Source organism: Escherichia sp. WS33, assembly GCF_046486385.1.
In the GTDB taxonomy this organism is placed as follows: domain Bacteria; phylum Pseudomonadota; class Gammaproteobacteria; order Enterobacterales; family Enterobacteriaceae; genus ECMA0423.
The window spans coordinates 42,973-62,112 of the sequence record NZ_JBJQLJ010000010.1; the positions used below are offsets into that span (position 1 = coordinate 42,973).

The following is a 19,140-nucleotide window of genomic DNA, read 5'->3' on the forward strand; positions in this document are numbered from 1 at the left end:
CCCTCCGGTTAAGGAATGTACAATCAAACCAGTTGACGCCTGAATTGGGCAGTTAATGACCTTTTTACCCTACCAGTGTTTAAATTTGTGATCAACTTCACACATGGATTTCGTTTAGGACTCATTGATGTAACTGATTATTTACGCCAAATTTACAGAGAAGATTTCCTCGACCATTGCCCCCGCCAGACGCTGCGCTGAACAGAGTCGTGGCATCCCCAGCGCGACAGTTTGCCAGCGTTGGGTCACTGACCAGCAAACGGGTTGTTTATCTGCCGTGGTCCACTTTCCCAGCCAACTTAAAAAATCAGCATGATCCCCGCCCGTCGGAACGGTCGAAGAGGCAAACCACTGATGGTAATAGTGACGCGTGGTCGGGGCCGCATTGATACTCTCTGCCAGATGTTGTGTCGCTTTCACGCGCAAATCACCCAGCAACAACGCCACCGCTTGCGGGCTTCCCAGACGACAGGCATCGCCAAATGCCCCCCAACGCAACTCTTCGAGAACGATAAAACAGCGCCCAGGCAACGACCAGGCGTTATACGCCCCAGCACGCCAGCGGGTAAAAATTTGCTCGCTCTGATCACCTGCCTGCACCAGTAGGCCTCGTTGCGTTAACGCCTTTTCCTTCCAGCGGCAACGGGCTGAAAACCACTCATACAAGGCGGCAATTTGCTGGGGGAGCTCCGGGAAAGCAGAGTGCTGGCGGTGATCCATTTTTTGCAGCAGCGCCAGATGCTGCGCGATCTGCGTCAGCGCCAGATGACCGGGATCCAGCATCGACGCCAGTTTTTCCACCATTGTCAGTCGCAGGCTAAGCGGCGCATTTAACATGCCGCCGTTCGTCCATGTCTGAAGCTGCACGCGCGCAAGAAGTTCCTGCATCAGTCGTTCACGAAACTGCTGCTGATGGGCTTGTGGAAGGCGGGCATCATCGCCCTGCGCCAGATCCACTAAAAAGCGGGGATAAACCGACTCCAGCACGCGACCGGGGCCGTCAAGTAACGTCTTGGTCAATATCGTTCTGCCGTGAAAAGTGTTTGAATATCATCGCGTAACAGCTGGGCGTCGGTGTAAATCCAGCCGTGAGTCATCACAGTCTGCTGCAATTGCTGCTGCATCAGCCTGACCACCGATTCATTTTGTTGACGCAGAGCCAGACTTTCGCGTAAACGCGTCTGTAATTCCGTCAAACATGAAGCGAACTCAGCGAAAAAAGTATTCATGCCTGCCGTAACAGATTCATCGACCTGCTCTGCCAGAACTTTAGCCATTTGTTGGCAATAAAGATCGACTTCTGCGCTTAAAGCTCGTTGCAACACACTGTAATCAACCGTTTCTGTCGGGGATTTCTCATTTCCCCGTCCCCAGTCGGGCTGATTCAACCAGCGCGAAAAAGTCTCACGCACAACGCCTAAACGCGTGCTCTGCTCGTCCGTTGCATCCTGGCGCGAAATGACTTCACTGAACAGCTGGCGAGTGTTGAAGTGGGGAACTACGCCGTGAAAAACAGGAAAATGAAACCCAGGACGAAACCCTGACTCGCTCAATTCCATTTTGACTTGTTGCTCAATGGGCCGAATAACATCGGTTAACACCCGGCAAAGGGTGGATTCAAGCTCGGCAAAACGCAGCGTAAAGTCGCGACTGATGGTGTTCTGCGCCGTCTGTAACAGTGTCTCACAGCAGGTACGAATCTCGCTTAACGGCTCCGAATCATCCTGAAACAAGGCGGCTAACTGCGCATTCAGCGCATCTTGCTGTTGACGCAGAAAGTGGTTGGCGGAGGTCAGGGCCAGCTCGATTTCATGTTTAACCTCGCCGCTCACCTGCGCCTGATTGAGTTGCAATAGCTGCAAACTTTCTTCGACCTGATGGATATTTTGCCGCAATTGTTCACAAGCGACGTTTAACCCGTGCGCACGAAAATCCAGGTATCCCCGCGCCTGCTGCGCGTAATTCAACAGTTTATGCGCAGCAGATCGCAGAGCATACAACGAGGCGTTAGCGTAAGCGGCATGAAGCAACGCCTGAATTGGCTGGGCGAACAGCGAATCTTCCCACAACTGATCGGCAGCATGACGAATATGTTCGAGGTCCGCCAGATCGTCATGACGCCAGCGCCTGCCGAGCGCAGCATGGGCAAAATCTTCCACCCAGCGTTGTTGCTCTGGCGCTGGTAACTTACCGTTGTTGGCTAACTCATGGCGCGCTCGATTCGCCAGGTAGCCCCACATCGACGACACCGGAAATATCTGCTGTGGCGTAATACAGCCTTTCATCAGCGTCCCGGAAATCAGTGCCCGCACCTGGTCGGCGTCGTCACTGTTACGATCCTGTTGATCGAACTTATTGACCAGCACATACAGCGGCACCGATTGCCCCACCGCCAAAATCGCCTCACGGACCTCTTCATCGGAGATCGATTTCAGTTGCGTATAATCCAGCACCGCCAGTACCGCCGAGGCGCGTGCCAGCTGCTGGTTAAGCATTTTTTGCAGATGCGGTTGCCCGGCTTCATTTGGCCCGGGGGTATCCAGTAACGTCAACTGACCGGGATAACTCTCCAGCCCCGCCAGATGGACAAACTCCACTTCAATCACGGGAATATGCTCAATGGCGGCGTAAGCAGAAAAAGGAAAATCGACGTCCAGCGCCTTCGCCAGTCGCACTAAATCATTCAAACTTTTCAGACAATGAAAAATAGGCTGGGCACCCAGATAATATTTTTCGAAAGCGACGCCATTTTCGATCCGCTGCATAAGCGCACGCATATCTTTATCTATTTCCAGCACATCGGTCAGATGCTTAATATCGCAATCACGCAGGCGCTGTTGTAATTGTTGAATTAAACAATCGATTGGCGCGACATGTGAAAAATGCAGTACCGGTTCCTTTTGCCCGGGCGTATGGCGAATAAGCGTCGGCAGCGCAGTCATTGGGCGATTACGATTAGGCAGAACCTCCGTACCAACAATGGCATTAATGGTGGTTGATTTCCCTGCTTTCATGGTACCGACAATTGCCAGCACCATTTCCAGTCGGGAAATTTTACGCAACTCATTATTCAGCATCGCGTGACGTTCGGCGATATTAGGCTGACTCCAGGGTAAAGCCAGTTGTGGCGCGTCGTCTCCGGGTACAGAGAGAGGCATTTTTTCCAGTAACTGCAACTGTTGGCGAGAAAGCTGTAACAGGCGTTCAGCCTCCTGACTTAACTCATACAGGGTCTGTGTGTACATAGAAAATTCTTCCTTAAAGCAAATTTTGTTACTTTTATTTAGCCAGATTGTTTTTGAGTTCTGTTTTCGGCTTTTATAATTACTGCAAGAAATAATTTTATATTTAGTGTGTTGTTTTTTATCAGAATAAATAACGTCTTCTGATACGTTTAAAACGTCAGAAAGATAAAAATATCATGTGAATAAAAAAAAGAACAAGTAGAGCATTAACATTATCTTAAATAATAAATAGAGGCAAAAAGATTATTTTCTTTTTGCGTTTCCTTTCAAATGAAAACGATCGTCGTCTAAAATCAGCAGTACCCCCGACAAACTCAGGGATTTTGTGTATAATTGCGGCCTTTTTCGGCAATCTGCCGTTTTTTGGCGCTTTTGCCCTGCTGACTTTTGAGGAAATCCACATGTCATTACCACACTGCCCAAAATGCAACTCCGAATACACTTACGAAGATAACGGCATGTACATCTGCCCGGAATGTGCCTACGAATGGAACGACGCAGAACCTGCACAGGAAAGCGACGAGCTGATCGTTAAAGATGCTAACGGCAATCTGCTGGCTGACGGCGACAGCGTTACCATCATTAAAGATCTGAAGGTGAAAGGTAGCTCTTCGATGCTGAAAATTGGCACCAAAGTGAAAAACATCCGCCTGGTTGAAGGCGACCATAACATCGATTGCAAAATCGACGGTTTTGGTCCGATGAAACTGAAATCTGAGTTTGTGAAAAAGAACTGATTGTATTGTGATCGGTAAGCCGGATAAGGCGCTCGCGCCGCATCCGGCAACGATGCCGACTGCCTGATGCGACGCTGACCGCGTCTTATCAGGCTTCCCTCTCATCTGTATAAATTTCGAACTACACTTAACTGGCTTCTCTTAACTGAGGTCACCATCATGCCGTTAAGTCCCTACCTCTCTTTTGCCGGTAACTGTGCCGACGCAATTGCTTATTATCAACGTACGTTGGGCGCTGAACTGCTCTATAAAATCAGCTTCGGCGAAATGCCAAAATCAGCGCAGGACAGCGCCGAGAACTGCCCTTCCGGAATGCAATTTCCCGATACCGCCATCGCTCATGCCAACGTGCGCATTGCCGGAAGCGACATCATGATGAGCGATGCCATGCCGTCAGGAAAAGCCAGCTACTCCGGCTTTACGCTGGTGCTCGATTCGCAACAGGTCGAAGAAGGAAAACGCTGGTTTGACAATCTTGCCGCTAACGGAAAAATCGAAATGGCCTGGCAGGAAACTTTCTGGGCGCATGGCTTTGGCAAAGTCACCGATAAATTTGGCGTACCGTGGATGATTAATGTCGTCAAACAACAACCAACGCAATAATCCGCCGGGAGGCCCGCCCTCCCGCACTGTCATCGAATTCCCGTTAACTCTTCATCTGTTAGTCACTTTTAATTAACCAAATCGTCACAATAATCCGCCACGATGGAGCCACTTTTTTAGGGAGGCTGCATCATGCAAACGATTATCCGTGTCGAGAAGCTCGCCAAAACCTTCAATCAGCATCAGGCGCTGCATGCGGTTGATCTGAACATTCATCACGGTGAAATGGTGGCTCTGCTTGGGCCGTCGGGTTCCGGCAAATCCACCCTTTTACGTCACTTAAGCGGTTTGATTACCGGCGATAAATCCGCCGGCAGCCATATCGAGCTGCTGGGCCGCACAGTCCAGCGCGAAGGCCGTCTGGCGCGCGATATCCGCAAAAGCCGCGCCAACACCGGCTACATCTTCCAACAATTCAACCTGGTGAACCGCCTGAGCGTACTGGAGAACGTGCTGATTGGCGCGCTCGGCAGCACGCCGTTCTGGCGCACCTGTTTTAGCTGGTTCACCGGCGAGCAGAAACAGCGCGCGTTACAGGCGCTGACCCGCGTTGGCATGGTGCATTTTGCCCATCAGCGCGTTTCCACCCTCTCCGGCGGACAGCAGCAGCGTGTGGCGATTGCCCGCGCGCTGATGCAGCAGGCGAAGGTGATTCTGGCCGATGAACCCATCGCCTCGCTGGACCCGGAATCCGCCCGCATCGTGATGGACACCCTGCGCGACATCAACCAGAACGACGGCATCACCGTGGTCGTCACGCTACATCAGGTGGATTACGCCCTGCGCTACTGCGAACGCATCGTCGCCCTGCGCCAGGGGCACGTTTTCTACGACGGCAGCAGCCAACAGTTTGATAACGAACGTTTTGACCATCTCTACCGCAGCATTAATCGCATCGAAGAGAACGCGAAAGCTGCCTGACATCCCCATCATTGAGGAAAACGAATGAACGCTAAGATAATTGCCTCGCTGGCCTTCACCAGCATGTTCAGCCTCAGCACCCTGTTAAGCCCGGCACACGCCGAAGAGCAGGAAAAGGCGCTGAATTTCGGCATTATTTCAACGGAATCACAGCAAAACCTGAAACCGCAATGGACGCCATTCTTACAGGATATGGAGAAGAAGCTGGGCGTGAAGGTGAACGCCTTCTTTGCCCCAGACTACGCAGGCATTATCCAGGGAATGCGCTTCAATAAAGTGGATATCGCCTGGTACGGCAACCTGTCGGCAATGGAAGCGGTGGATCGCGCCAACGGCCAGGTCTTCGCCCAGACCGTCGCGGCGGACGGATCGCCGGGTTACTGGAGCGTGTTGATCGTCAACAAAGATAGTCCGATCAACAACCTGAACGATCTGCTGGCGAAGCGGAAAGATCTCACCTTCGGCAATGGCGATCCTAACTCCACCTCTGGCTTCCTCGTCCCCGGCTACTACGTCTTCGCCAAAAACAATATCTCCGCCAGCGACTTCAAGCGCACCGTCAACGCCGGGCATGAAACCAACGCGCTGGCCGTCGCCAACAAGCAGGTGGATGTTGCCACTAACAACACCGAAAACCTCGACAAGCTGAAAACCTCCGCGCCGGAGAAGTTGAAAGAACTGAAAGTGATCTGGAAGTCGCCGCTGATCCCAGGCGATCCGATCGTCTGGCGTAAAAACCTTTCCGAAACCACCAAAGACAAGATCTACGACTTCTTTATGAACTACGGCAAAACGCCGGAAGAAAAAGCGGTGCTGGAACGCCTGGGCTGGGCGCCGTTCCGCGCTTCCAGCGACCTGCAACTGGTGCCGATTCGCCAGCTCGCACTGTTTAAAGAGATGCAGGGCGTAAAAAGCAATAAAGGACTGAATGAGCAGGACAAGCTGGCGAAAACCACCGAGATTCAGGCGCAGCTGGATGACCTGGACCGCCTGAACAACGCGTTAAGCGCGATGAGTTCGGTGAGTAAAGCGGTGCAGTAATGTGCTCGATCGGTCCCCTCTCCCTTGAGGGAGAGGGTTAGGGTGAGGGGGAATGCGCACGCTGATGCCCTCACCCCGGCCCTCTCCCACAGGGAGAGGGAGAAAACATTAAACGGAGCCAAACATGCAAACCATCACCATCGCCCCACCCAAGCGTAGCTGGTTCTCGCTTCTGAGCTGGGCCGTTGTTCTCGCCGTGCTGGTCGTCTCGTGGCAGGGCGCGGAAATGGCCCCGCTTACGCTGATTAAAGACGGCGGCAACATGGCAACCTTCGCTGCCGACTTCTTCCCGCCCGATTTCAGCCAGTGGCAGGATTACCTCACCGAAATGGCCGTCACGCTGCAAATCGCCGTCTGGGGCACCGCGCTGGCAGTGGTTCTCTCCATCCCCTTCGGCCTGATGAGCGCCGAAAACCTGGTGCCGTGGTGGGTTTACCAGCCCGTTCGCCGCCTGATGGACGCCTGCCGCGCCATTAACGAAATGGTCTTCGCCATGCTGTTCGTGGTCGCCGTCGGTCTCGGACCGTTCGCTGGCGTGCTGGCGCTATTTATCCACACCACCGGCGTGCTCTCCAAGCTGCTTTCCGAGGCGGTGGAAGCGATTGAACCCGGCCCGGTGGAAGGCATTCGCGCCACCGGTGCCAAAAAGCTCGAAGAGATCCTCTACGGCGTGCTGCCACAGGTGATGCCGCTGCTGATCTCCTACTCCCTCTATCGCTTCGAATCCAACGTCCGCTCGGCGACCGTCGTCGGCATGGTCGGCGCAGGCGGGATCGGCGTCACCCTGTGGGAAGCGATTCGCGGTTTCCAGTTCCAACAAACCTGCGCCCTGATGGTGCTTATCATCGTCACGGTCAGCCTGCTGGATTTCCTCTCTCAACGGTTGCGTAAGCACTTTATCTGATAAGCGAGGCATTGATATCTATGCACTTGTCTACACATCCGACCAGCTACCCAACACGCTATCAGGAGATAGCCGCAAAACTTGAGCAGGAGCTTCGTCAACACTACCGCTGCGGCGACTATCTTCCCGCCGAGCAGCAACTGGCGGCGCGCTTTGAGGTGAACCGCCACACCCTGCGCCGCGCCATCGACCAACTGGTGGAAAAAGGCTGGGTACAGCGCCGTCAGGGCGTCGGCGTGCTGGTGCTGATGCGCCCGTTCGATTACCCGCTCAACGCCCAGGCGCGTTTTAGCCAGAACCTGCTGGACCAGGGTAGCCATCCCACCAGCGAAAAACTGCTGTCGGTATTGCGCCCCGCGTCCGGTCACGTCGCTGACGCGCTGGGGATTACCGAGGGCGAGAACGTTATCCATTTGCGCACCCTGCGTCGCGTCAACGGCGTCGCGCTCTGTTTAATCGACCACTACTTTGCGGACCTCACCCTTTGGCCGACGCTGCAACGCTTCGACAACGGTTCGCTGCACGATTTTCTGCGCGAGCAAACCGGAATTGCGCTGCGCCGCAGCCAGACGCGGATCAGCGCCCGTCGCGCCCAGGCCAAAGAGTGCCAGCGTCTTGAAATTCCGAATATGTCGCCGCTGCTGTGCGTGCGCACCCTTAACCACCGTGACGGTGAAAGCAGCCCGGCGGAGTACTCCGTCAGCCTGACGCGCGCCGACATGATTGAATTCACTATGGAGCACTGAATGCACGCAGATACCGCGACCCGCCAGCACTGGATGTCCGTACTGGCGCACAGCCAACCGGCTGAACTGGCAGCCCGCCTGAAAGCACTGAACATCACCGCCGACTATGAGGTTATCCGCGCCGCCGAAACCGGCCTGGTGCAGATTCAGGCGCGGATGGGCGGCACCGGCGAACGCTTTTTTGCCGGCGACGCCACGCTCACCCGCGCCGCCGTACGCCTGACTGACGGCACGCTCGGCTACAGCTGGGTGCTGGGGCGCGACAAACAGCACGCCGAACGCTGCGCGCTGATTGACGCGCTGATGCAGCAATCTCGCTATTTTCAAAACTTATCAGAAACCCTTATTGCCCCGCTGGACGCTGACCGTATGGCACGCATTGCCGCACGCCAGGCCGAAGTGAACGCCAGCCGGGTCGACTTCTTTACGATGGTTCGCGGAGACAACGCATGACCCTGGAAACCGCTTTTATGCTTCCCGTGCAGGATGCCCAGCACAGTTTTCGTCGCCTGTTAAAGGCCATGAGCGAGCCGGGCGTGATTGTCGCCCTGCATCAGCTCAAGCGCGGCTGGCAGCCGCTGAATATCGCCACCACCAGCGTGCTGCTGACGCTGGCCGATAACGACACGCCGGTGTGGCTTGCCGCGCCATTGAGTAACGATATCGTCAGCCAGAGCCTGCGTTTTCATACCAACGCGCCGCTGGTCAGCCAGCCGGAACAGGCGACCTTCGCGGTGACGGATGAGGCGATTTCCAGCGAACAGCTTAACGCCCTTTCCACCGGCACCGCCGTTGCGCCGGAAGCGGGTGCAACGCTGATTTTACAGGTCGCCAGCCTGAGCGGCGGGCGCATGTTACGTCTCACCGGCGCGGGCATTGCCGAAGAACGAATGATCGCTCCGCAGCTGCCGGAGTGCATTCTGCACGAACTCACCGAGCGCCCGCACCCGTTCCCGCTCGGCATCGACCTGATCCTGACCTGCGGCGAGCGCCTGCTGGCTATTCCGCGAACCACTCATGTGGAGGTGTGCTGATGTACGTTGCCGTGAAAGGGGGCGAGAAGGCGATCGACGCCGCTCACGCCCTGCAAGAGAGCCGACGCCGGGGCGATACCGATTTGCCTGAACTGAGCGTCGCCCAGATTGAACAGCAGCTTAATCTTGCGGTGGATCGCGTGATGACCGAAGGCGGCATTGCCGACCGCGAACTGGCGGCGCTGGCGCTGAAACAGGCCAGCGGCGATAACGTCGAAGCAATTTTCCTGCTGCGCGCCTACCGCACCACGCTGGCGAAGCTCGCGGTAAGCGAGCCGCTCGACACCACAGAGATGCGTCTCGAACGGCGTATTTCGGCGGTTTATAAAGACATTCCCGGCGGCCAGCTGCTTGGCCCAACCTACGACTACACCCATCGCCTGCTCGATTTCACCCTGCTGGCAAACGGTGAAGCGCCGACGCTGACCACCGCCGACAGCGAACAACAGCCGTCGCCGCACGTTTTCAGCCTGCTGGCGCGTCAGGGGCTGGTGAAGTTTGAAGAAGATAGCGGCGCACAGCCGGATGACATCACCCGCACGCCGCCGGTTTACCCCTGCTCACGCTCCTCCCGCCTGCAACAATTAATGCGCGGGGACGAAGGCTATTTGCTGGCGCTGGCCTACTCCACCCAGCGTGGTTACGGGCGCAATCACCCGTTCGCGGGCGAGATCCGCAGTGGTTACATCGACGTGTCGATTGTGCCGGAAGAGCTGGGATTTGCGGTAAACGTCGGCGAACTACTGATGACCGAGTGTGAAATGGTCAACGGTTTTATCGACCCGCCGGATGAGCCGCCGCACTTCACGCGCGGCTACGGGCTGGTATTCGGCATGAGCGAGCGCAAAGCGATGGCAATGGCGCTGGTCGATCGTGCGTTGCAGGCTCCGGAATACGGCGAGCACGCGACAGGCCCGGCGCAGGATGAAGAGTTTGTGCTGGCACATGCCGACAACGTCGAAGCCGCAGGCTTTGTCTCGCACCTCAAACTCCCCCACTACGTCGATTTCCAGGCCGAACTGGAGCTACTCAAACGTCTGCAACAGGAGAAGAACCATGGCTAATCTGAGCGGCTACAACTTTGCCTACCTCGACGAGCAGACCAAACGCATGATCCGCCGCGCTATCTTAAAAGCGGTGGCGATCCCCGGTTATCAGGTGCCGTTTGGCGGGCGCGAGATGCCGATGCCATACGGCTGGGGAACCGGCGGCATACAGCTCACCGCCAGCGTGATTGGCGAAAGCGACGTGCTGAAGGTGATTGACCAGGGTGCGGATGACACCACCAACGCCGTGTCGATTCGCAACTTCTTTAAGCGCGTGACCGGGGTAAACACCACTGAACGTACGGACGATGCGACGCTTATCCAGACGCGTCACCGCATCCCCGAAACGCCGCTGACCGAAGATCAGATCATTATCTTCCAGGTGCCAATCCCGGAACCGCTGCGCTTTATCGAGCCGCGCGAAACGGAAACCCGCACCATGCACGCGCTGGAAGAGTACGGCGTGATGCAGGTGAAACTGTATGAAGATATCGCCCGCTTCGGTCATATCGCCACTACCTACGCCTATCCGGTGAAGGTGAACGGGCGCTACGTAATGGACCCGTCGCCGATCCCGAAATTCGATAACCCAAAAATGGACATGATGCCCGCCCTGCAACTGTTCGGCGCGGGGCGCGAGAAGCGCATCTATGCGGTGCCGCCGTTTACCCGCGTGGAAAGTCTCGATTTCGACGATCACCCGTTCACCGTTCAGCAGTGGGATGAGCCATGCGCCATCTGCGGATCGACCCACAGCTATCTTGATGAAGTGGTGCTGGATGACGCCGGAAACCGCATGTTTGTCTGCTCCGATACCGATTATTGCCGCCAACAGAGCGAGGCGAAAAGCCAATGAATCAACCGTTACTTTCGGTCAATAACCTGACCCACCTTTACGCGCCGGGCAAAGGCTTTAGCGATGTCTCTTTTGATTTATGGCCGGGGGAAGTGCTGGGCATTGTCGGGGAGTCCGGCTCCGGGAAGACCACGCTGCTGAAATCAATCTCCGCGCGCCTGACGCCGCAGCAGGGGGAGATTCACTATGAGAGCCGTTCGCTGTACGCAATGAGCGAGGCCGACCGCCGTCGCCTGCTGCGCACCGAATGGGGCGTAGTGCATCAGCATCCGCTCGACGGCCTGCGCCGCCAGGTGTCGGCAGGCGGCAATATCGGCGAGCGGCTGATGGCGACCGGGGCACGTCATTACGGCGATATTCGTGCCACCGCGCAGAAGTGGCTGGAAGAGGTGGAAATTCCCGCCAACCGGATCGACGACCTGCCGACCACCTTTTCCGGCGGCATGCAGCAACGTTTGCAGATTGCCCGCAACCTGGTGACGCATCCGAAGCTGGTGTTTATGGATGAACCGACCGGCGGGCTGGATGTGTCGGTGCAGGCCCGCCTGCTCGACCTGCTGCGCGGCCTGGTGGTGGAGCTGAACCTGGCGGTGGTGATTGTCACCCATGATTTAGGCGTTGCCCGCCTGCTGGCGGACCGTTTGCTGGTGATGAAGCAGGGGCAAGTGGTGGAGAGTGGGTTAACCGACCGCGTGCTCGACGACCCGCATCATCCGTATACACAGCTGCTGGTGTCATCGGTTTTGCAGAATTGAGCCGGTGCCGGATGCGGCGTAAACGCCTTATCCGGCCTACAAATGCGCTCCCCGTAGGTCGGATAAGACGCGTCAGCGTCGCATCCGACACCCGAACCACGAGGCGAAAAATGATTAACGTACAAAACGTCAGTAAAACCTTCATCCTGCACCAGCAAAACGGCGTGCGCCTGCCCGTCCTCAACCGCGCCTCGCTCACCGTCAACGCGGGCGAATGCGTGGTGCTCCACGGTCACTCCGGCAGCGGCAAATCAACCCTGCTGCGCTCGCTGTACGCCAACTATCTGCCCGATGAAGGTCAAATCCAGATCAAACACGGTGACGAGTGGGTAGACCTGGTCACCGCGCCAGCCCGCAAAGTGGTGGAGATCCGCAAAACCACCGTCGGCTGGGTGAGCCAGTTTCTGCGCGTCATCCCGCGTATTTCAGCACTGGAAGTGGTGATGCAGCCGCTGCTCGATACCGGCGTTCCGCGTGAAGCCTGCGCCGCTAAAGCCGCGCGTCTGCTCACCCGCCTGAACGTGCCGGAACGCCTGTGGCACCTGGCGCCATCAACCTTTTCCGGTGGCGAACAGCAGCGCGTCAACATCGCCCGCGGCTTTATCGTCGACTACCCCATTCTGCTGCTCGACGAACCTACCGCCTCGCTGGACGCCAAAAACAGCGCCGCCGTAGTCGAGCTGATTCGCGAAGCCAAAACCCGTGGCGCGGCCATCGTCGGCATCTTCCATGACGAAGCCGTACGTAATGACGTCGCCGACCGCTTGCACCCAATGGGAGCCTCTGCATGATTATCAATAACGTCAAACTGGTGCTGGAAAACGAAGTGGTACACGGTTCGCTGGAGGTGCAGGATGGCGAAATCCGCGCCTTTGCCGAAAGCCAGAGCCGCCTGCCAGAAGCGATGGACGGCGAAGGTGGCTGGCTACTACCCGGCCTGATTGAGCTGCATACCGACAACCTCGATAAATTCTTCACCCCGCGCCCGAAAGTCGACTGGCCCGCCCATTCGGCGATGAGCAGCCACGACGCGCTGATGGTGGCAAGCGGCATCACCACCGTGCTGGACGCGGTGGCGATTGGCGACGTGCGCGACGGCGGCGATCGGCTGGAGAATCTGGAGAAGATGATCAACACCATCGAAGAGACGCAGAAACGCGGCGTCAACCGCGCCGAGCACCGTCTGCACCTGCGCTGCGAGCTGCCGCATCACACCACACTGCCGCTGTTTGAAAAACTGGTTCAGCGCGAACCGGTGACGCTGGTGTCGCTGATGGACCACTCACCGGGCCAGCGCCAGTTCGCTAACCGCGAGAAGTATCGCGAATATTATCAGGGCAAATACTCCCTCACCGATGCGCAGATGCAGCAGTACGAAGAAGAGCAATTGGCGCTCGCCGCACGCTGGTCGCAGCCGAATCGCGAATCCATCGCCGCCCTGTGCCGCGCGCGACAAATTGCGCTCGCCAGCCACGATGACGCCACGCACGCCCACGTTGCCGAATCCCACCAACTTGGCAGCGTGATCGCCGAATTTCCCACCACGTTCGAAGCGGCGGAAGCCTCGCGTAAGCATGGCATGAACGTGCTGATGGGTGCGCCAAATATCGTGCGTGGCGGCTCGCACTCCGGCAATGTGGCGGCCAGTGAACTGGCGCAGCTTGGTCTGCTGGATATCCTCTCTTCCGACTACTACCCAGCCAGCCTGCTGGATGCGGCGTTCCGCGTCGCCGATGACGAGAGCAACCGCTTTACGCTACCGCAGGCGGTGAGGCTGGTGACCAAAAATCCGGCGCAGGCGCTGAATCTTCAGGATCGCGGGGTGATTGGCGAGGGTAAACGCGCTGACCTGGTGCTGGCGCATCGCCAGGGCAATCACATTCATATCGACCACGTCTGGCGTCAGGGTAAAAGGGTGTTCTGATGATGGGAAAACTGATTTGGTTAATGGGGCCGTCCGGCTCCGGGAAAGACAGCCTGCTGGCGGAACTCCGCCTGCGGGAACAAACGCAGTTACTGGTGGCGCATCGCTACATCACGCGCGACGCCAGCGCCGGAAGTGAAAACCATATCGCCCTGAGTGAGCGGGAGTTTTTTACCCGCGCGGGGCAAAACCTGCTGGCCTTAAGCTGGCACGCTAACGGTCTGTATTATGGCGTCGGCATCGAGATTGACCTCTGGCTGCACGCTGGATTCGACGTAGTCGTCAACGGTTCACGCGCGCATTTGCCGCAGGCACGGGCGCGCTATCAATCGGCGCTGCTGCCCGTCTGTTTACAGGTTTCGCCGGAGATCCTGCGCCAGCGCCTGGAAAACCGTGGCCGTGAAAACGCCAGTGAAATTAACGCCCGCCTGGCGCGCGCCGCCCGCTATACTCCACAGGATTGCCATACGCTCAACAATGACGGCAGCCTGCGCCAGTCGGTCGACACGCTGCTGACGCTGATCCATCAGAAGGAGAAACACCATGCCTGCTTGTGAGCTTCGCCCGGCCACGCAGTACGATACCGACGCGGTTTACGCGCTGATTTGTGAGCTAAAACAGGCGGAGTTTGACCACCATGCGTTTCGCGTGGGCTTTAACGCCAACCTGCGCGACCCAAACATGCGCTACCATCTGGCGCTGCTGGATGGCGAAGTTGTCGGCATGATCGGCCTGCATTTGCAGTTTCATCTGCATCATGTCAACTGGATCGGCGAAATTCAGGAACTGGTGGTGATGCCGCAGGCGCGCGGTCTGAACGTCGGCAGTAAATTACTGGCATGGGCAGAAGAAGAAGCCCGCCAGGCCGGGGCCGAAATGACCGAGCTTTCCACCAACGTGAAGCGCCACGACGCACACCGTTTTTACCTGCGTGAAGGCTACGAGCAGAGCCACTTCCGCTTCACCAAGGCGCTGTAACATGAGCCTGACCCTCACGCTCACCGGCACTGGCGGCGCACAGGGCGTTCCGGCATGGGGCTGCGAGTGCGCGGCCTGCGCCAGAGCGCGGCGCTCGCCGCAGTATCGCCGCCAGCCATGCAGCGGCGTAGTGAAGTTTAACGACGCGATCACCCTGATCGACGCCGGGCGGCACGATCTCACCGATCGCTGGTCGCCTGGATCGTTCCAGCAGTTTTTGCTGACGCACTACCATATGGATCACGTCCAAGGGCTATTTCCGCTACGCTGGGGCGTGGGCGATGTGATCCCGGTCTACGGCCCGCCGGATGAACAGGGCTGCGACGATCTGTTTAAACATCCGGGCCTGCTTGATTTCAGCCACACAGTGGAACCGTTTGTGGTGTTTGATTTGCAGGGGTTGCAGGTCACGCCGCTGCCGCTTAACCACTCAAAACTGACCTTCGGTTATCTGCTGGAAACGGCACATAGCCGGGTGGCGTGGCTGTCTGACACCGCTGGCCTGCCGGAAAAAACGCTGAAATTTTTACTCAATAATCATCCGCAGGTGATGGTGATTGATTGCAGTCACCCGCCGCGCGCGGATGCACCGCGTAATCACTGTGATTTAAATACCGTGCTTGCGCTGAATCAGGTTATCCGCTCGCCACAGGTGATTCTGACCCATATCAGCCACCAGTTTGATGCGTGGCTGATGGAAAACGCACTACCGTCAGGGTTTGAGGTGGGGTTTGATGGGATGGAGATTGGGGTGGCGTGATGAGAGGGAATGTGCGCGCTGGCCCCCTCACCCTAACCCTCTCCCCAGAGGGGCGAGGGGACCGATTGTGCTCAATATTGAATATTGCGCTCGTTTTCTCCCTCTCCCCATTGGGGTGAGGGGCGATGCCTGCTCCATACCCAACCTCATCGCCCATACTCATCTTCCATTCTCCGCTCTTCATCCTCCAGTTGCCGACGCTCCAGATCAAGCTGGCGCTGGCGATCGTCCAGCTGCCTGCGGCGATCTTCAAACTGGCGGCGGCGGTCGTCATATTGTCTGCGCCGATCGTCGCTCACTTCACGCTGCCAGCCGTCGTCGCGCGAATCTTCATAGTCTCGCCCACGGTCAGGGTTATAAGCGTCATTAATCGCCTGCTGAATATTACCAATAGTATCGTCGATAATATCAGCCTGGGCCGGAACGGTGGACAGCGTGAGCAGGGTGAATAAAAGAAATAGCGGAAAGCGTTTCATTAGCCAACCTCAAAAAGAAACTCTATCCACATTAGTCATTACTCATCCATGCAAGTAGTGGATGAATCTCAATTTCTCCGCTGCTCTATTGCCGTAATCGCCTCCACGCGTTGTTGATGACGACCGCCTTCGTACTGTGCGCCCAGCCACGCATCCACAATCATTTTTGCCAGTTCGAGGCCAACCACTCGTGAACCAAAAGCCAGTGCAACTTCACTGGCATAATGCGGATAATCAGTGCGCTCTGACGACCTGGTGTCTTTATCAATCACCTCACTCATTGACCATGAATAAAAGGCTGGCACAGCAACGCAGAATCCTGCGGTGCCAGCGACATGACCGCCCATTGCTCCGGTACGTTTTTTAAAAAGAAACACCGGTTGCATTGATAAATTGTGCTCAGTATTTGCCGAAGTACAATATATATAATAAATATATAAAACACCTCATATTATTTACAGAGATAATAAATTCGCGTAATTTTCCCCCTTCAGCACAAATGCCTAATAAAATGGATCGTTCCGCTCACACTTCCACTTATTAAAGTCGAAAATTCCCAATTATGATAACCCCAGCTTTAAATGACGTATTTTGCATGGATTACATATTTACGACATAAATGATAAATGGAGATTTATATGAATAACTCTCGGTTATTCCGTTTGAGCAGGATTGTTATTGCGTTAACTGCTGCCAGCGGCATGATGGTAAATACCGCTTACGCAACAGATGAAGCGAAAGCCGCCACTCAATATACCCAACAGGTTAATCAGAATTACGCCAAATCATTACCGTTTAGCGATCGTCAGGATTTTGACGACGCTCAGCGTGGATTTATCGCTCCGCTGCTGGATGAAGGTATTCTGCGCGATGCTAATGGCAAACCATATTATCGCGGGGAAGATTATAAATTTGATATCAATGCGCCCGCGCCCGAAACCGTTAACCCTAGCCTGTGGCGTCAGTCGCAGTTAAACGGTATTTCCGGCCTGTTTAAAGTCACCGACAGAATGTACCAGGTTCGCGGTCAGGATATCTCCAACATCACCTTTATCGAAGGTGATACCGGGATTATTGTCATCGACCCGCTGGTGACGCCACCGAGCGCAAAAGCCGCCCTTGACCTTTACTTCCAAAATCGCCCGCAAAAACCGATTGTTGCGGTTATTTATACCCACAGCCATACCGACCACTATGGCGGCGTGAAAGGCATTATCTCTGAAGCCGATGTGAAATCCGGTAAAGTGCAGGTTATCGCCCCTGCTGGCTTTATGGACGAAGCCATCAGCGAAAACGTACTGGCGGGTAATATTATGAGCCGCCGTGCACTTTACTCCTACGGCCTGCTGCTGGCGCATAACCCTCAGGGTAACATCGGCAATGGTCTTGGCGTAACGCTGGCATCAGGCTACCCGAGCATCATCGCACCGAACAAAACCATCACCAAAACCGGTGAGAAGATGATTATCGACGGCCTGGAGTTTGACTTCCTGATGACCCCAGGTAGCGAAGCACCAGCCGAAATGCACTTCTATATTCCGGCCCTGAAAGCGCTGTGTACCGCCGAGAACGCCACGCATACCCTGCACAACTTCTACACTCTGCGCGGCGCGAAAACCCGCGACACCAGCAAGTGGACCGAGTATCTGAACGAAACGCTGGATATGTGGGGTAACGACGCGGAAGTCCTGTTTATGCCGCACACCTGGCCGGTCTGGGGCAATAAGCATATCAATGATTATATTGGTAAATATCGCGATACTATCAAGTACATTCACGACCAGACCCTGCACCTGGCGAACCAGGGCTACACCATGAATGAAATCGGCGACATGATTAAACTGCCGCCTGCACTTGCCAATAACTGGGCCAGCCGTGGCTATTACGGTTCTGTCAGCCACAACGCCCGCGCGGTGTATAACTTCTATCTTGGCTATTACGACGGTAACCCGGCTAACCTGCATCCGTATGGTCAGGTGGAGATGGGTAAACGTTACGTGCAGGCGCTGGGCGGTTCCGCACGCGTTATTAACCTGGCGCAAGAAGCGAACAAGCAAGGTGATTACCGCTGGTCGGCAGAACTGCTGAAACAGGTGATTGCCGCCAACCCGGGTGACCAGGTCGCGAAGAATCTGCAAGCGAATAACTTTGAACAGCTGGGCTATCAGGCCGAGTCCGCCACCTGGCGCGGTTTCTACCTGACCGGCGCGAAAGAGCTGCGCGAAGGGGTGCATAAGTTCAGCCACGGCACCACCGGTTCCCCGGACACCATTCGCGGGATGTCGGTCGAAATGCTGTTCGACTTTATGTCCGTTCGCCTCGATAGCGCGAAAGCCGCGGGTAAAAATATCAGCCTGAACTTCAATATGAGCAATGGCGATAACCTCAACCTGACGCTGAACGATAGCGTGCTTAACTACCGTAAAACGCTGCAACCGCAAGCTGACGCCTCTTTCTACATCAGCCGTGAAGATCTGCACGCCGTGCTGACCGGACAAGCCAAAATGGCGGATCTGGTAAAAGCGAAGAAAGCCAAAATTATTGGCAATGGCGCGAAACTGGAAGAAATTATCGCCTGTCTGGATAATTTCGATTTGTGGGTGAATATCGTAACCCCAAATTAATGTCACTCGCTTTTGGGGGCGCTGAAGCCCCCAAAAGCATTTATTTTAAAAATATATACAGCCAATTAATAAATAAAATATATAAGTTATGAATGCGGTGGCTGAATAAAGCTATTTTTATTCATCAAGAAAATAGCCATACTGACGCCTTCAATGGATGTTGATATTCACTACAGATATTGTTCGCAGCAGACAGGATGTATTTAATATGCCAACAGTTCTCTCTCGCATGGCGATGCAACTCAAAAAAACAGCCTGGATAATTCCCGTCTTCATGGTTTCGGGATGCTCATTATCTCCGGCAATCCCGGTGATCGGCGCTTATTATCCCAGCTGGTTTTTCTGCGCCATTGCCAGCCTTATTTTGACGCTCATCACGAGGCGAGTTATTCAGCGGGCAAATATCAATCTGGCATTTGTCGGAATTATTTATACCGCCCTTTTTGCTCTCTACGCCATGCTGTTCTGGCTGGCATTTTTCTAATCTATT

The 19,140-nt window shown here is 55.6% G+C and carries 22 protein-coding genes; 18 read left to right on the top strand and 4 right to left on the bottom strand.

From position 1 onward, the window contains the following. Nucleotides 1–141 precede the first annotated feature (141 nt). Both ACJHXA_RS10570 and crfC read right to left on the bottom strand, forming a co-directional pair. On the bottom strand, nucleotides 142–1,020 hold the full coding sequence (locus ACJHXA_RS10570) for a YjcZ-like family protein (protein ID WP_000169183.1): 879 nt from the start codon (nucleotides 1,018–1,020) through the stop codon (nucleotides 142–144). Further along, nucleotides 1,017–3,245: a clamp-binding protein CrfC gene (gene crfC, locus ACJHXA_RS10575; RefSeq protein WP_000288592.1), complete on the bottom strand. Its 2,229-nt coding sequence runs from the start codon at nucleotides 3,243–3,245 to the stop codon at nucleotides 1,017–1,019. Before crfC ends, ACJHXA_RS10570 begins: the two co-directional genes overlap by 4 nt. Nucleotides 3,246–3,646: 401 nt before the next feature. On the opposite strand from crfC, the gene ACJHXA_RS10580 reads away from it, so the two are divergent. From ACJHXA_RS10580 to phnP, 16 genes are all read left to right on the top strand, one after another. Further along, nucleotides 3,647–3,982 carry a zinc ribbon domain-containing protein YjdM gene (locus tag ACJHXA_RS10580; RefSeq protein ID WP_001300891.1) on the top strand — a complete coding sequence of 112 codons (336 nt, stop codon included), beginning with the start codon at nucleotides 3,647–3,649 and terminating at the stop codon, nucleotides 3,980–3,982. Nucleotides 3,983–4,141: 159 nt separating this feature from the next. Further along, on the top strand, nucleotides 4,142–4,585 hold the full coding sequence (gene yjdN / locus ACJHXA_RS10585; protein ID WP_001131322.1) for a VOC family metalloprotein YjdN: 444 nt from the start codon (nucleotides 4,142–4,144) through the stop codon (nucleotides 4,583–4,585). Between the two features lie 132 nt (nucleotides 4,586–4,717). Further along, on the top strand, nucleotides 4,718–5,506 hold the full coding sequence (gene phnC / locus ACJHXA_RS10590; protein ID WP_001193391.1) for a phosphonate ABC transporter ATP-binding protein: 789 nt from the start codon (nucleotides 4,718–4,720) through the stop codon (nucleotides 5,504–5,506). A 24-nt stretch (nucleotides 5,507–5,530) separates the two neighbouring features. Then, a complete protein-coding gene (gene phnD / locus ACJHXA_RS10595) occupies nucleotides 5,531–6,547 on the top strand; it encodes a phosphonate ABC transporter substrate-binding protein (protein WP_000992002.1) in 1,017 nt (338 codons plus the stop codon). Between the two features lie 124 nt (nucleotides 6,548–6,671). After that, nucleotides 6,672–7,451 carry a phosphonate ABC transporter, permease protein PhnE gene (gene phnE / locus ACJHXA_RS10600; RefSeq protein WP_103262021.1) on the top strand — a complete coding sequence of 260 codons (780 nt, stop codon included), beginning with the start codon at nucleotides 6,672–6,674 and terminating at the stop codon, nucleotides 7,449–7,451. A gap of 20 nt (nucleotides 7,452–7,471) precedes the next feature. Further along, on the top strand, nucleotides 7,472–8,197 hold the full coding sequence (gene phnF / locus ACJHXA_RS10605; protein WP_001315960.1) for a phosphonate metabolism transcriptional regulator PhnF: 726 nt from the start codon (nucleotides 7,472–7,474) through the stop codon (nucleotides 8,195–8,197). Beyond that, complete coding sequence (phnG, locus tag ACJHXA_RS10610; protein WP_000542768.1) at nucleotides 8,198–8,650, top strand: phosphonate C-P lyase system protein PhnG; 453 nt, start codon at nucleotides 8,198–8,200, stop codon at nucleotides 8,648–8,650. After that, nucleotides 8,647–9,231, top strand: coding sequence for a phosphonate C-P lyase system protein PhnH (phnH, locus tag ACJHXA_RS10615; RefSeq protein WP_000171603.1), 585 nt, complete (start codon nucleotides 8,647–8,649; stop codon nucleotides 9,229–9,231). Before phnG ends, phnH begins: the two co-directional genes overlap by 4 nt. Then, nucleotides 9,231–10,295 (top strand): alpha-D-ribose 1-methylphosphonate 5-triphosphate synthase subunit PhnI, encoded by a 1,065-nt coding sequence (phnI, locus tag ACJHXA_RS10620; protein ID WP_001297706.1) that lies wholly within the window; start codon nucleotides 9,231–9,233, stop codon nucleotides 10,293–10,295. Before phnH ends, phnI begins: the two co-directional genes overlap by 1 nt. Next, nucleotides 10,288–11,133 carry an alpha-D-ribose 1-methylphosphonate 5-phosphate C-P-lyase PhnJ gene (gene phnJ, locus ACJHXA_RS10625; protein ID WP_000002284.1) on the top strand — a complete coding sequence of 282 codons (846 nt, stop codon included), beginning with the start codon at nucleotides 10,288–10,290 and terminating at the stop codon, nucleotides 11,131–11,133. Before phnI ends, phnJ begins: the two co-directional genes overlap by 8 nt. Then, the gene (phnK, locus tag ACJHXA_RS10630) at nucleotides 11,130–11,888 is read left to right on the top strand and encodes a phosphonate C-P lyase system protein PhnK (RefSeq protein WP_001075526.1); all 759 of its coding nucleotides are present in this window, start codon (nucleotides 11,130–11,132) and stop codon (nucleotides 11,886–11,888) included. Before phnJ ends, phnK begins: the two co-directional genes overlap by 4 nt. A gap of 110 nt (nucleotides 11,889–11,998) precedes the next feature. Further along, a complete protein-coding gene (gene phnL / locus ACJHXA_RS10635; RefSeq protein ID WP_000611404.1) occupies nucleotides 11,999–12,679 on the top strand; it encodes a phosphonate C-P lyase system protein PhnL in 681 nt (226 codons plus the stop codon). Continuing rightward, nucleotides 12,676–13,812, top strand: coding sequence for an alpha-D-ribose 1-methylphosphonate 5-triphosphate diphosphatase (phnM, locus tag ACJHXA_RS10640; protein WP_000586301.1), 1,137 nt, complete (start codon nucleotides 12,676–12,678; stop codon nucleotides 13,810–13,812). The genes phnL and phnM overlap by 4 nt, the downstream gene beginning before the upstream one ends. Then, on the top strand, nucleotides 13,812–14,369 hold the full coding sequence (phnN, locus tag ACJHXA_RS10645; protein ID WP_000971891.1) for a ribose 1,5-bisphosphokinase: 558 nt from the start codon (nucleotides 13,812–13,814) through the stop codon (nucleotides 14,367–14,369). Before phnM ends, phnN begins: the two co-directional genes overlap by 1 nt. After that, a complete protein-coding gene (phnO, locus tag ACJHXA_RS10650; RefSeq protein WP_001110490.1) occupies nucleotides 14,356–14,790 on the top strand; it encodes an aminoalkylphosphonate N-acetyltransferase in 435 nt (144 codons plus the stop codon). The genes phnN and phnO overlap by 14 nt, the downstream gene beginning before the upstream one ends. Before the next feature lies 1 nt (nucleotide 14,791). Then, on the top strand, nucleotides 14,792–15,550 hold the full coding sequence (gene phnP, locus ACJHXA_RS10655; protein WP_000059926.1) for a phosphonate metabolism protein PhnP: 759 nt from the start codon (nucleotides 14,792–14,794) through the stop codon (nucleotides 15,548–15,550). Between the two features lie 146 nt (nucleotides 15,551–15,696). Here the strand turns inward: phnP and yjdP are convergent, their stop codons facing one another. Together yjdP and ACJHXA_RS10665 are read right to left on the bottom strand one after the other, a co-directional pair. Beyond that, on the bottom strand, nucleotides 15,697–16,026 hold the full coding sequence (gene yjdP / locus ACJHXA_RS10660; protein ID WP_000819743.1) for a DDRRRQL repeat protein YjdP: 330 nt from the start codon (nucleotides 16,024–16,026) through the stop codon (nucleotides 15,697–15,699). Nucleotides 16,027–16,094: 68 nt separating this feature from the next. Then, complete coding sequence (locus ACJHXA_RS10665) at nucleotides 16,095–16,412, bottom strand: RpiB/LacA/LacB family sugar-phosphate isomerase (RefSeq protein ID WP_001183287.1); 318 nt, start codon at nucleotides 16,410–16,412, stop codon at nucleotides 16,095–16,097. Nucleotides 16,413–16,664: 252 nt separating this feature from the next. Between ACJHXA_RS10665 and yjcS the strand changes: the two genes are divergently transcribed. After that, nucleotides 16,665–18,650 (top strand): alkyl sulfatase YjcS, encoded by a 1,986-nt coding sequence (yjcS, locus tag ACJHXA_RS10670; protein WP_001315959.1) that lies wholly within the window; start codon nucleotides 16,665–16,667, stop codon nucleotides 18,648–18,650. A 208-nt stretch (nucleotides 18,651–18,858) separates the two neighbouring features. Beyond that, entirely contained in the window at nucleotides 18,859–19,134 is a 276-nt protein-coding gene (locus ACJHXA_RS10675; protein ID WP_001295389.1) for a YtcA family lipoprotein, read from the top strand. Nucleotides 19,135–19,140: the final 6 nt, after the last annotated feature.